Consider the following 12,682-nt stretch of genomic DNA (forward strand, 5'->3'; position numbering starts at 1 on the left):
GTGCGCCGACAGCTCACCGAACGACTCTCGACCCCCGGGCTGCGCCTGCGCGCGCTGCCCCTCGGGTCCAAGATCTCCCTCGCGTTCGTGCTCCTCGTGGCGCTCGCGGCCGTCTTCGCGCCGCTCGTCGCGAGCCACGACCCGCTCGCCACCGGCACGCCCGTCCAGCCCCCGAGCGCGGAGAACTGGTTCGGCACCGACCGCCAGGGGCGCGACATCTTCTCCCGCGTCGTCTACGGCGCGCGGTACTCGCTCGTCATCGGCCTCGGGGCCACCGCCATCGCGCTCGCCGCGGCCGCCGTGCTCGGCGCCGTCGCCGCGACGGCCCGCAAGAGCGTCTCCGAGACGCTCATGCGCGTGCTCGACATCGTCATGTCGTTCCCCGGCATCGCGCTGGCCGCCGTGTTCGTCTCGGTCTTCGGCCGCTCGCTGCCCGTGCTCGTGCTGACGATCGCGTTCCTCTACACGCCGCAGCTCACGCGCGTCGTGCGGGCCAACATCCTCGACCAGTACGGCGAGGACTACGTCGCCGCGACCCGCGTCATGGGCGCGCGCACGGCCTGGATCCTCGCGAAGCACGTCGCCCGCAACTGCGCGGCGCCCGTGCTCGTGTTCACCACCGTGCTCGTGGCCGACGCGATCGTCTTCGAGGCGTCGCTGTCCTTCATCCAGGCGGGCGTCCCCGACCCGGAGCCCTCGTGGGGCAACATCATCGCCGCCGGCCGCGACCTCGTCATGGGCGGCTACTGGTGGGCGACGTTCTTCCCGGGCCTGGCCATCATGCTCACCGTCCTGTGCCTCAACATCCTCTCCGAGGGCATGACGGACGCCATGGTCGCCGCCCCGCGGGCGACGCGCGCCACCCCGGCGAAGGCCGTCGCGACCGACTCCGACGACGCGGCCGTCGCCGCGGAGCTCACCGCGATGGACGCCGACGAGCCGGTCGAGACGGCGGACGAGGCACGCCTCGCCGAGTCCGAGCCGGTCGTGCCCGACGTCGAGCCGCAGGTCGCGCACGTCGGGCGGGCCGTGCCCCTCGCCTCGCGCCTCGCCACGCTGCGCGCGGCCGAGTCGGCCCGCACCGACCGTCCCGTGTACGACGGCGACGCCGAGCCCCTGCTCGAGGTGCGCAACCTGTCCATCCGCTTCCCGCGCCACGGGGACGTCGCGGTCGTCGACGACGTCTCGTTCTCGGTCCGCCCCGGCGAGACCATGGCGCTGGTCGGCGAGTCCGGCTGCGGCAAGTCGATCACGTCGCTCGCCGTCATGGGCCTGCTGGACCCCTCCGCGCAGATCAGCGGCGAGATCCGGTACGGCGGCAAGGACCTGCTCGCGATGGGCAACCGCGAGCGCGCGGCGCTGCGCGGCACCGAGATCGCGATGATCTACCAGGACGCGCTGAGCTCGCTCAACCCGTCGATGCTCGTCCGGGCGCAGATGAAGCAGCTCACGCGCCGCGGCGGGACCCGCACGGCCGAGGAGCTCCTCGAGCTCGTGGGCCTCGACCCGGAGCGCACGCTCAAGAGCTACCCGCACGAGCTCTCCGGCGGGCAGCGCCAGCGCGTGCTCATCGCCATGGCCCTCACGCGCGACCCGAAGCTGGTCATCGCGGACGAGCCGACGACGGCGCTCGACGTCACCGTCCAGGCCCAGGTCGTCGCGCTGCTCGACGAGCTGCGCGTCAAGCTCGGCTTCGCGATGGTGTTCGTCAGCCACGACCTCGCGCTCGTCGCGCAGATCGCGCACCGCATCACGGTCATGTACGCGGGCCAGGTCGTCGAGCAGGCGCCGACGAGCGAGCTGCTCACCGACCCCCGCCACGAGTACACGCAGGGCCTGCTCGGCGCGGTGCTCTCGATCGAGCAGCGCTCCACGCGCCTGCACCAGATCCCCGGCACGGTCCCGTCGCCGCGCGACTTCCCGACGGGCGACCGGTTCGCGCCGCGCTCGTCGCGCCCCGACCGCGGCCTCGACGTGCGGCCCGTGCTGCGCGCCGTGGACGCCGACGGGCAGCACCTCGTCGCGATGCCGCCGGACGAGCCGGTCGGCGCCGTCGCGGGCGGTGGCCCCGCCCCGATCACCACCGGAGGGACGCGATGAGCGCCACCGACCAGACCCCGACCGCCGCGGAGCGGGGGTCCGCGACCGACCACGACACCCCCGTCGTCGAGCTGCGCGGCGTGCACGTCGTCTTCAAGGCCCGCACGGGCACGCTCTTCAAGGCCAACCGGGTGCACGCCGTGAACGACGTCAGCGTCGCGGTCCGCCGCGGCAGCACGCTCGGGATCGTCGGCGAGTCCGGCTCGGGCAAGTCGACCATGGCGAAGGTGCTCGTCGGGCTGCAGGCGCCGACGTCCGGCGAGATCCGCTTCCGCGGGCAGCCGGTGGACAAGTACACGACGCGCGTGCGGCGTGACGTCGGGCGGGTCGTGTCCGTCGTCTTCCAGGACCCGGCCACCGCGCTCAACGCGCGCATGCGCGTGCGGGACGCCCTGCGGGACCCGCTCGACGTGCACCGCGTCGGCGACGCCGCGTCGCGCGAGGCGCGCGTGCGCGAGCTCGTGCACCTCGTCGGGCTGCCCGAGTCGGCGCTCGACGCGCTGCCCGGCCAGCTCTCCGGCGGGCAGCGCCAGCGCGTCGCCATCGCGCGCGCCCTCGCGCTCGCGCCGGACGTGATCGTCGCCGACGAGCCCACGTCCGCGCTCGACGTGTCCGTGCGGGCCCAGATCCTCAACCTGCTCGCCGACCTCAAGGCCGAGCTCGACCTGGGGATGGTCTTCATCTCGCACGACATCCAGACGGTGCGCCACGTCTCCGACGAGATCGTCGTCATGCAGGGCGGCCGCATCGTCGAGTCCGGCCCGGCCGCGCGCGTGCTCGACGACCCGCAGGACGACTACACCCGCACCCTGCTCGGCGCGGCGCCCGCGCTCCTGTGAGCGCCGCCGCGCCCCGCCCGACGCCGGGCACCACCCCGACCACCACACCGCTGAACCCAGAACCGGAGCTCCTCGTGACCACCCCCTTCCGCGGGATCGTCCCGCCCGTCCTCACCCCGCTCACGACCGAGGGCGAGGTCGACGTCGCGTCCCTCGAGCGTCTCGTGGACCACCTCGTCACCGAGGGCGTGCACGGCCTGTTCGTGCTCGGGTCGACCGGCGAGGTCGCCTACCTCACCGACGCGCAGCGCGACGTCGTCGTGCGGACCGTCGTGCGCACGGCCGCGGGCCGCGTGCCCGTCATGGGCGGCGCCATCGACCTGACGACGGCACGCGTCGTCGAGCAGGCGAAGGCGCTCGTGGCGGGCGGGGTGGACGCGGTCGTCGCGACCGCCCCCGTCTACGCGCTCAACGACCTCGACGAGATCGAGCGCCACCTGCGGGCCGTCGCCGCCGCCGTCGACGTGCCGCTGTTCGCGTACGACATCCCCGTGCGCGTGCGGACGAAGCTGCCCGCGGACCTCCTCGTCCGGCTCGGCACCGAGGGCGTCCTCGCGGGCGTCAAGGACTCGTCGGGCGACGACGTCGGTTTCCGCCGCCTCGTCGCCGCCAACGCGGCGGCCGGCTCGCCCCTCGCGCTCTTCACGGGGCACGAGGTCGTGGTCGACGGGATGCTGCTGCTCGGCGCCGACGGCGTCGTGCCGGGCCTCGCGAACGTCGACGCGGGTGGCTACGTGCGCCTGTGGGACCTCGCCCAGGCCGGGAAGTGGGACGATGCCCGGGTGGAGCAGGACCGTATCGCCGCGCTGTTCGAGATCGTGTTCCAGGCACGCGGCCGCTCGGGCGACGCCGCGGGCGTCGGGGCGTTCAAGGTGGCCGCGCAGCGCCAGGGGCTCATCGCGACCGAGACCCTCGCGTTCCCCGTCGAGCCGCTCGCGGACGACGTCGCCGCGCGGGTCGAGGAGATCACGCGCGCCGCGGGGCTCCTGCGTGGCTGACGCCTCCCCGGACGCCGCCGTGCCGACGGTCGTCGTCGGCGTCGACCTCGGCGGCACCAAGACGGCCGCGGCGACCGTCGCGGCCGACGGGACCCTCGGTCCCGTGCTCGCCGTGCCGACCCCGGCCGCCGGCGGCCCCGACGCGGTGCTCGACGCCGTCGCCGGGGTCGTGCGCGAGGTCGTCGCCGCGCTGCCGGGCGCGGCGCGCCTGCGCGCGCTCGGGGTCGGCACGGCCGGGGTGGTCGACGTCGGTCGCGGCGTGATCGTCTCCGCGACCGACACGCTGCCCGGCTGGCCCGGGACCGACGTCGCGGGCGGCCTGCGCCGTCGGCTCGCCGACCTCGCGGCGGACGCCGACCTGCCCGTGTTCGTCGAGAACGACGTCGACGCGCACGCCGCCGGCGAGGTGTGGCGCGGCGCCGCCGCGGGCGCGCGCAGCGCGCTGCTCGTCGCCGTCGGGACCGGGGTGGGGGGTGCCGTCGTGCTCGACGGGCATCCCCTGCGCGGCGCGCACCACGTCGCGGGCGAGCTGGGGCACGTGCCCGTCCCCGGCGCCGAGCTGCTGCGCTGCCCGTGCGGACGCACCGGCCACCTGGAGGCGATCGGGGCGGGCCCGGCCGTCCACCGCCGCTACCTCGCGCTCGGCGGGGACGCGACCAGCCCCGACACGCGCGACGTCGTCGCCCGGGCCGACGCCGGCGACGAGCTCGCGGCCTCGGTCGTGCGCGACGCCGCCCGCGCCGTGGGCCGCGCCGTCGCCGGGGTCGTCACCGTGCTCGACCCGGAGGTGGTCGTCGTCGGAGGCGGCATGGCCGGCGCGGGCGACCTGTGGTGGTCCGCGCTCGAGGACGCGCTGCGCGCGGAGGTCGTCGACGTGCTCGCCGACCTGCCGCTGCGGCCCGCCGCGCTCGGGAACGTCGCGGCGGTCGTCGGCGCGGCGCGCGGCGCGTGGAACCTGCTGGACGACCGCACGACCGACGGAGGAGCGCGATGAGCGCGGAGCAGCACGACCGGACCCCCTGGACGCGCGAGCGCGTCCTCGACGCGATGCGCGGACGCCTCACGGTGTCCTGCCAGGCCTACCCCGGCGAGCCCCTGCGCGACCCGCGCACGACGGCGCAGATGGCGCGCGCCGTCGTCGCCGGGGGTGCGGCCGCCGTCCGCGTGCAGGGCCTGGACGACGTCGCGGCCGTCGTCGCGGCGGTCGACGTGCCCGTCGTCGGGCTGTGGAAGGACGGCGACGGCGGGGTCTTCATCACCCCGACCCTCCGGCACGCCGTCGCGGTCGCGGACGCGGGCGCGCACGTCGTCGCGCTCGACGGCACGCGCCGGCCGCGCCCCGACGGGCTCACGCTCGCCGAGACCGTCGCACGCCTCCGCGAGACGACCGACGCGCTCCTCATGGCGGACTGCGGGTCGCTCGACGACGCGCTCGCCGCGCAGGACGCGGGCGTCGACCTGCTCGGCACGACCCTCTCCGGCTACACCGGGGAGCGGCCCCGGACCGACGGCCCCGACCTCGGGCTGGTCGACGAGATGGTCGCCGCCTGCACCCTCCCGGTCGTGGTCGAGGGTCGCGTGCACACCCCCGCCCAGGCCGCCGAGGCGATGGTGCACGGGGCGTTCGCCGTGTGCGTGGGCACCGCGATCACCCACCCCACGACCCTGACGTCCTGGTTCGTCGACGCCGTCGCGCCGCCCGCCTGAGGCGGTGCGGCAAGAGGTCTGCTCGAGGGGGCCGGGCAAGATCTCTGTCGAGGCGCCCTCGGCCCCACGGCCGGTGTGCACGCCAGGTCAATCCTGTGTGTGCTGCTGTCCCGAGCGATGCGGCGGGCTGGGGGAGCAAGGTCGTGACGTGACGTCGTTGGCCGCGGACCTGCAGCGCGAGCTTCCCGGCCAGCGGGGCTGGTCACGGTCGAACCTGCTGTACATGCGCCGGGCGGCAGAGACGTGGCCGACGGAGGAGGAGTTCGTCCACCACGTTGGTGGACGATTGCCGTGGCGCCATGTCACGGTGCTGCTCGACCGGCTGAAGACTCGCGAGGAGCGGGACCGGTACGCCGCGAGTGCGGCCGAGTACGGCTGGTCGCGCGCGGTGCTCGAGCACCAGATCAAGGCCGACCTGCGGCGCGCCGTCGGTGCTGCGCCGACGAACTTCACCGAGGCGCTCGAGGTCCCGGACTCTGAGCTGGCGCAGCAGCCGGTCAAGGCCCGTACGTGTCGAGCACCTGGGCCTGGTCGAGCGCCTCGCGGAGCGCGATGTCGAACGAGCGCTGATGGCCCGCCTACAGGACATGATGCTCGAGCTCGGGTCTCTGGCAGTGCGTATCGCATCAGATGCGACACCTTCCGGCTGGGACTTCCCTCGTCCCGAGCTCAGTTCTGCTGATGCTTGACCTGCGGCAACGGCACCCGCGCAACGCGATAGGACTGCAAGGCGCACCGATGGGTTGGCAGAGTTCGCGACGCGCCACCCGGTGACCTGCAGGCTCTTGCCACTCATTCGTTTGTCGCGCAGGAGCTCCTTGACGACTGCCACTCTCTGCAAGACCGTGCTCATCCACCGTCAGGGACCTACTACAGCCACCGACGGCGCGCCAAGCCGTCCCGGCCTGACGCAACACCTGGAGCCGCCGAACTCACTGGAGCGAGCCAGTTGCCGGAACGGCAACTTTCCTTGGGCCGGGTACCCGGATCATCGAGGATCTCCGGCATGAGCGAACTCGATGTCGTGATCGTCGGTGGCGGTGCTGCCGGCCTGTCCGCCGCTTTGGTCCTGGTCCGTGCGCGCCGTCGCGTCGCGGTGGTCGATGCCGGGCGGCCGCGCAACGCTGCGGCAGCGCGCATGCGGGGCTACCTGGGTGCCGACGGGTGGGCGCCGGCGGCGCTGCTTTCCGCTGGCCGCGAGGAGGTGACGGGCTACGGCGGCGAGCTGCTGTCTGGTGCCGTCACCGGCGTGGCTCGCGGCCTCGGAGCGAGCGACCGGCGGCCGCAGTTCGACGTGCGGCTCGAGGACGGCCGGGCGTTGTCCGCCCGCCGCATCCTGGTTGCGACCGGGCTCCGGGACCAGCTTCCGGACGTCCCAGGTGCACGCGAGCGGTGGGGGCGCGACGTGCTGCACTGCCCCTACTGCCACGGCCATGAGGTGCGCGACCGGCCGCTCGGCGTCCTCGGCGGCACGCCGGAGGCCCTCATGCACGTCCAGCTCGTGCGGCAGTGGTCCGCGGACCTCATCTATTTCGCCCATGGCGCCGAAGTGAGTGCTGCCCAGCGCGAGCAGCTGGCCGCTCGGGCGATCGACGTCGTCGACGAGCCCGTCTCGCGCCTGGTCATCGAGGATGACCGGCTGGTCGGGGTGGAGCTGGCCACCGGCCGGCTCGTGCCACGCACGGCGGTGTTCGTGCGGCCGCGCTTCGTCGCTACCGACGACCTGCTGGACGGGCTCGGCGCTGTCCGGGGTGACACGGGCTGGGTCACCACCGACGCCACCGGGCGCACGAGTGTCACCGGAGTTTGGGCCGCCGGCAACGTGGCCAACCCGCGCGCCCAGATGATCACCGCCGCCGGCGAGGGGTCTGCCGCTGCCATCGCCATCAACAACGACCTCACTGAAGAGGACGTCGCCGACGCTGTGGCCGCCTGGCGGCTCGGCGTGCCTGCCTGACGCGCTCGCCCGCCCACCCCCGGACCACGTTCGTACCGATGCAAGGAGTTGCCCGTATGACCGCCACGCCCGTCGCGCCTGCCGCCGTCGTCCCGCCGCCGACCCAGCACCAGATGGCCATCATGATCTGGCTCGCCGTATTCCCCACCCTGACCGTGCTCAACCTGCTGCTCGGAGACGTGCTCGCTCCGCTGCCCGTCGTCGTACGGACGCTCGTGCTGGTCACCGTGGCCGTGCCGGTGGTGATCTATGGCCTGATGCCGCACCTGCACCGCCTGCGCGCCGGCATCCTGCGCCGCCGGGCCGACCGATGACGTCTCCTTGCCGTGGACTTCGCGACCCGGTCCAATAGCCCCGTGACGACCGATCCCGCCGAGCCGGGTCCTCTCGCGGCGCTCCAAGCCGGAGCGGCCATCGCGGCCGCTCTCGGCGGGATCGGCCCCCGGCTGCGCGCCATCCGAGCCCGGCGCGGCACGACCCTTTCCGCCGTCGCGGCCGCCACCGGCATCTCCAAGAGCACCCTGTCCCGGTTGGAGAACGGCCAACGCCGGCCCACGCTGGAGCTGCTCCTACCGCTGGCGCACGCCTACCGGGTGCCGCTCGAAGACCTGGTCGGCGCGCCGGCCTTCGGCGACCCGCGCGCGACCCTCAGGCCCGAGCGGGTCAAGGGCCGCACCGTCATCCCGCTCACGCGGGTGCCCGGCGGCCTGCAGGCGTGGAAGATCGTCATCCCGACCGGAGCGGCGTCGCCCGAACCGCGCTCGCACGACGGGTACGAGTGGCTCTACGTCCTGTCCGGCCGCATGCGCCTAGTTCTCGGCGACCGGGACCTGGTCCTCGGCCCTGGCGAGGTCGTCGACTTCGACACCCGCGTCCCGCACTGGTTCGGAAGCGCCGGCGACGGACCGGCCGAGGTGCTCAGCCTCTACGGCCGACCCGGCGAGTCCCACCTGCGCCGTGTTGACCACCCCCACCAACCTCCTGGGCATCGCATCGCGCCGCAGACCGCGCCCACAGCGACGGATGCAGAGGCATGATCAGGTCACACGATCGATGGGGCGCCAGAACCGTCAAACGCGTCGAGGCAATGACGCTCGAGTGATGTGGGTCGCACCAGCTGTCGAGCTGGGGCGCTGCCCCGCGGCGGTCGCTGACCCGTCAGGGCACCATTACCGTCGCGCGCCGCGCGGCCCGCGAGGTCCAGCAGAGCCAGGAGAGCAAAGACGCGCTGGCGCGATGTCGGGCTCGCCGACCTCGAGTCGCGGTGCTGTATGTGGAAGGTCGCTCGCCGAGACCAGCACAACAGCGCCAAACCGCCACGCCGGTACCGCACGGCGGTGTGCACAGCACTGCCTGCCGCCCTATCATCAGCGGTGGTGGCCGCGAGGCGTGACGACCCTCGGCCGGTGGCGACACCGGCGACGGCTCCCCGCGCGTGACGGCGTACCGACGAGAGGTCGACGAGACGTCGACGAAGGTGTGGTGGCACCGCGACCTAGCCCCCGCCCGCACCTCCAGGGCCTGCCCTTCCCTGGAGGAGTCATGAGACCACCTGCCCCGCCCGCCCCCGCTCGCACCCTGACCGCCGACGTCGCCGCCGCACCACCCGGAGACGTGGTGACCCTGTGCGGGCACGTGCACCGCCGCCGCGAGCTCGCGACCGTGTCCTTCCTGGTCCTGCGCGACCGCACCGGACTCGCCCAGGTCGTCCTGCGTCCGCACGAGGTGCCCGCGGAGGGGCTGCCGCCGGAGGAGACCGCCGTCCAGGTCACGGGGACGGCCACGGCGAACGCGCAGGCACCGGGCGGCGTCGAGATCACCGCGCCGACGGTCACCCTGCTCGGCGCGCCCGCGACCCGCCCGCCGGTCGAGCTGTGGCGCCCCGACCTCGACGTCGCGCTGCCCACGCTCCTGGACCACGCGGCCGTGACGTGGCGGCACCCGGCCCGACGGGCCCGCTGGGAGCTCGCCGCCGCGAGCCTGCGCGGGTTCCGCGCCACGCTCGACGCGGCGGGCTTCACCGAGATCCAGACGCCCAAGCTGGTCGCGTCCGCGACGGAGTCGGGCGCGAGCGTGTTCCCCGTCGACTACTTCGGCCGCACCGCCTACCTCGCCCAGAGCCCGCAGTTCTTCAAGCAGCAGCTGGTCGGCGTGTTCGAGCGCGTGTACGAGGTCGGGCCGGTCTTCCGGGCGGAGCCCCACGACACGGCACGCCACCTCGCGGAGTACGTCTCCCTGGACGTCGAGCTCGGCTTCGTGCGCGACCACCGGGACGTCCTGGCGGTGCTGCGCGACGTGCTCGCCGGCATGGTCGGGGCGCTCCGGGACGGGGCGGGCCACGCCGTCGAGCGGCTCGGGCCGGCGCTGCCGGTCGTGCCGTCCGAGATCCCCGTGATCCACTTCCGTGACGCGCTCGCCCTCGTCGGTGCGGCGGACGACGAGCCGGACCTCGCCCCCGAGCACGAGCGGGCCCTCGGCGCGTGGGCGAGGTCGACCCACGGCTCGGACTTCCTCGCGGTCGAGGGCTACCCGATGCGGAAGCGGCCCTTCTACACGCACCCGCAACCCGACGACCCTCGTTGGAGCAACAGCTTCGACCTGCTCTTCCGCGGCCTGGAGCTGGTGACGGGCGGACAGCGGCTGCACCGCTACCAGGACTACGTCACCGCGCTGGCGGTGCGGGGCGAGACGGCCGAGCCGTACGCGACCTACCTCGAGGCGTTCGCCCAGGGGATGCCCCCGCACGGCGGCTTCGCGATCGGCCTCGAGCGCTGGGTCGCCCGCCTGGTGGAGGCGCCCAACGTCCGTGAGGTGGCGCTCTTCCCCCGGGACCTGCACCGCCTCACTCCCTGACCGTAGAACCCCGACCGGCGGGCTGACTGACGAACCAGGGGCTCGTGACCCGCCCCAACGAGCCTCGGTACGTTCTCAATCGGCTGCACGGAGTCCCGCACACGTTCGGCCACGCCCTGGGGGGCACCCACAGGCCCGATCGTTGAGGAGGCGGATGATCGATACGGAGTCGCCGAGCTCGTCGGCGAGCGTCGGCGACCCGTCAGAACGTCCGGCATCGATGCGCGCCGCCGGGGAGCGTCACGACGAGGTGGCCTGGCTGTCGGGGAGCGTGCGCAACCACGTGCGCAGCCGGCGTCGGGCGTTGGCGTAAGCGGAGGAGGTGTTGAGCTGGATCATCCGGCCGGCGGTGTGCTTGCCGTACCACGACGCCCCGTACAGCTCCTCGTCGCTCGCGTCGGACACGAGAGCGACGATCTCCGCTCGCGCGACGTCGAGCCTGGCGAGCAGCACAGGCCACGGCACGTCGGCGCAGTCCGCGTAGAACCTCTCGGCCAACGGCCCCAGCTGGTTCCACCGGTAGCCCGGAGCCGGAAGCTCGGGCTCCTCTCCCCTGGCGCGCTGCGCGTGCCATGACGTGACGAGCTCGTTCCACCCCACCAGGTAGGCCACGAGATCTGCAGGGCTCATCACGGCCCCTGCTCGATGTGCGGGCATGGACGCCTCCCGCGCACGGTCGGGCGGCACCCGGTCCAGGTCACGCACCAGCGCGTCGTACTCGCTCCCGATCGCGCTCAACAGCTCCGACTTGCTCCGCGGCACAGGCATCGATGCTCCACTCGTGGACGACGGGGAATCCCCGTGCACACAGTGTGCAACGAGCCGACGCGGCCCTCGGCCAGCGAGGCCGCGGTTGCCGCGTCGATGCCTTCTGACCCGAGGTGTCGATGAGGTGCCGTGCGCCGTCGTCGAGAGCGGTGGCTCCGCCGACGACGGCGAGAGTGGTGAGGGCAGACGGGGAACGCGGTGATGTGGTCGCCGTCCAACGGGGTGGGTTCGGCACCCAGGACTCGCGTCCGTGACCAACGAGTGCTTGGTTTCCTTGCTCGAGGACTCGTTGCCGGGCTTGACCGTGTCGGCATCTCGGATGACGGGTCCCCGAAGACGTGCCGCCAGACGAGGAACCGCCCGGCTGGAACCAGGGCGCGATGGAGCCGGGGCAGGAGCGCGTCGAGGTCCATCCAGTGGATCGAGGTCGCGGCGACCGCCAGGTCGAACGCGGCTCGGCCGAGCTCGGCGTCCTCGGCCCGTGTGACGACCACCTCCGCCGTCGGGTGCCGGGCCGCGAGCACGACGGCCAGCTGCGTGCCCGGTTCGACGGCGACGACGTCGACCCCCGCTGCGAGCAGCGGCCCGGTCGCCTCACCGGTGCCCGCGCCGAGGTCGACCGCTCGCCGCCCCGGCGCGACCAGGCCCGTCCGACGCACCCGCTCCCACAGCTCGGCCGGATACGGCGGACGGGCGGATCCGTAGGAGTCCGCCAGCGCGTCGAAGTGCGTCGGGTTCCCCATCGTCCGACCCTACGACCGCAGATCCTGGCGCTCGGCGGTCGCGCCTCGCTCGGCGATCCCGCGCTGCGTCAGGCGCGCCCGGTGCGCTCGAGCACGCCTCGCAGGTAGGCGGCCTGGCCCGCGTGCTCGAGGGCGTCCACCGCGACGCTCACGAGCCGGACGCCCAGCGTCACAGGCGGGTCCCACGCCTCGTCGACGACCCGGTCGAGGTCGTCGGCGGTGAGGGACGCGAGCACGTCGCGGGACTCGACCTGGACCGCGTGGACGTAGCCGAGCAGCAGGTCGTCGCGCGCGCGGACGCGGGCGACGTCGTCGGCCGACTGCCCGTAGCCGGTCGCGCCGTCGTCGAACGGCAGGTCGAACCGGCGGGCCCACCCGTCGCGCGTCCACACCTGGTCCCGCCCTACGGCGCCCGCGACCTGGGCGTCCTGCCCGCGCGCGAGGTGCCACGCGAGCCACGCGATCGTGTTGGCGCCCGGGTCGACGCGCGCGGTGAGCGCGTCCTCGCCGAGGCCGTCGATCGCGCGCGTCGCGGTCGGCCCGATCCTCCCGAACAGGTCCTCCAGCACGGTGATCGCGTCCACGGTCCTCCCTCTCCTCGGGTGCCCGGCGGTTCGTCGCCTCTGGCAGCGTCTCCGGACCGCGGGACGCTCGCGACCGGAGCGGCCTCACGCCGAGACGCGCGGCTGCGCGTACGGGCGAAGGTCCAGGTCCGGG

Annotated in this window: 13 protein-coding genes; 10 read left to right on the forward strand and 3 right to left on the reverse strand. The window is 74.0% G+C overall.

Annotation, left to right across the window (positions count from 1 at the left end):
- The 10 genes from BJP59_RS17990 to aspS all read left to right on the forward strand — a co-directional run bounded on the left by BJP59_RS17990 (position 1) and on the right by aspS (position 10,454).
- Positions 1 to 2,100, forward strand: coding sequence for a dipeptide/oligopeptide/nickel ABC transporter permease/ATP-binding protein (locus tag BJP59_RS17990; protein WP_194521647.1), 2,100 nt, complete (start codon positions 1 to 3; stop codon positions 2,098 to 2,100).
- Positions 2,097 to 2,939 carry an ABC transporter ATP-binding protein gene (locus tag BJP59_RS17995; protein WP_144681231.1) on the forward strand — a complete coding sequence of 281 codons (843 nt, stop codon included), beginning with the start codon at positions 2,097 to 2,099 and terminating at the stop codon, positions 2,937 to 2,939. Before BJP59_RS17990 ends, BJP59_RS17995 begins: the two co-directional genes overlap by 4 nt.
- Positions 2,940 to 3,013: 74 nt before the next feature.
- Positions 3,014 to 3,937: a dihydrodipicolinate synthase family protein gene (locus BJP59_RS18000; RefSeq protein ID WP_034652676.1), complete on the forward strand. Its 924-nt coding sequence runs from the start codon at positions 3,014 to 3,016 to the stop codon at positions 3,935 to 3,937.
- Positions 3,930 to 4,931, forward strand: a complete 1,002-nt coding sequence (locus BJP59_RS18005; RefSeq protein WP_228485165.1) for an ROK family protein — start codon at positions 3,930 to 3,932, stop codon at positions 4,929 to 4,931. The genes BJP59_RS18000 and BJP59_RS18005 overlap by 8 nt, the downstream gene beginning before the upstream one ends.
- Positions 4,928 to 5,644: an N-acetylmannosamine-6-phosphate 2-epimerase gene (locus BJP59_RS18010; RefSeq protein WP_194521648.1), complete on the forward strand. Its 717-nt coding sequence runs from the start codon at positions 4,928 to 4,930 to the stop codon at positions 5,642 to 5,644. Before BJP59_RS18005 ends, BJP59_RS18010 begins: the two co-directional genes overlap by 4 nt.
- Before the next feature lie 148 nt (positions 5,645 to 5,792).
- Entirely contained in the window at positions 5,793 to 6,326 is a 534-nt protein-coding gene (locus tag BJP59_RS18015) for a DUF1016 N-terminal domain-containing protein (protein WP_228485166.1), read from the forward strand.
- Positions 6,327 to 6,650: 324 nt separating this feature from the next.
- Positions 6,651 to 7,601, forward strand: coding sequence for an NAD(P)/FAD-dependent oxidoreductase (locus BJP59_RS18020; protein ID WP_194521649.1), 951 nt, complete (start codon positions 6,651 to 6,653; stop codon positions 7,599 to 7,601).
- A gap of 56 nt (positions 7,602 to 7,657) precedes the next feature.
- Positions 7,658 to 7,915: a hypothetical protein gene (locus BJP59_RS18025; RefSeq protein WP_194521650.1), complete on the forward strand. Its 258-nt coding sequence runs from the start codon at positions 7,658 to 7,660 to the stop codon at positions 7,913 to 7,915.
- A 42-nt stretch (positions 7,916 to 7,957) separates the two neighbouring features.
- Positions 7,958 to 8,638, forward strand: a complete 681-nt coding sequence (locus BJP59_RS18030; protein ID WP_194521651.1) for an XRE family transcriptional regulator — start codon at positions 7,958 to 7,960, stop codon at positions 8,636 to 8,638.
- 505 nt (positions 8,639 to 9,143) lie between these two features.
- Positions 9,144 to 10,454: an aspartate--tRNA(Asn) ligase gene (gene aspS, locus BJP59_RS18035; protein ID WP_194521652.1), complete on the forward strand. Its 1,311-nt coding sequence runs from the start codon at positions 9,144 to 9,146 to the stop codon at positions 10,452 to 10,454.
- Between the two features lie 240 nt (positions 10,455 to 10,694).
- On the opposite strand, the gene BJP59_RS18040 is transcribed toward aspS, so the two are convergent.
- From BJP59_RS18040 to BJP59_RS18050, 3 genes are all read right to left on the reverse strand, one after another.
- Entirely contained in the window at positions 10,695 to 11,222 is a 528-nt protein-coding gene (locus tag BJP59_RS18040; RefSeq protein WP_194521653.1) for a ClbS/DfsB family four-helix bundle protein, read from the reverse strand.
- Complete coding sequence (locus BJP59_RS18045) at positions 11,189 to 11,965, reverse strand: class I SAM-dependent methyltransferase (RefSeq protein ID WP_194521654.1); 777 nt, start codon at positions 11,963 to 11,965, stop codon at positions 11,189 to 11,191. The genes BJP59_RS18040 and BJP59_RS18045 overlap by 34 nt, the downstream gene beginning before the upstream one ends.
- 68 nt (positions 11,966 to 12,033) lie before the next feature.
- Positions 12,034 to 12,549 (reverse strand): mycothiol transferase, encoded by a 516-nt coding sequence (locus BJP59_RS18050; RefSeq protein ID WP_194521655.1) that lies wholly within the window; start codon positions 12,547 to 12,549, stop codon positions 12,034 to 12,036.
- Between the last annotated feature and the right edge of the window lie 133 nt (positions 12,550 to 12,682).

It is taken from the genome of Cellulosimicrobium sp. JZ28 (assembly GCF_015327065.1).
GTDB lineage: Bacteria > Actinomycetota > Actinomycetes > Actinomycetales > Cellulomonadaceae > Cellulosimicrobium > Cellulosimicrobium funkei.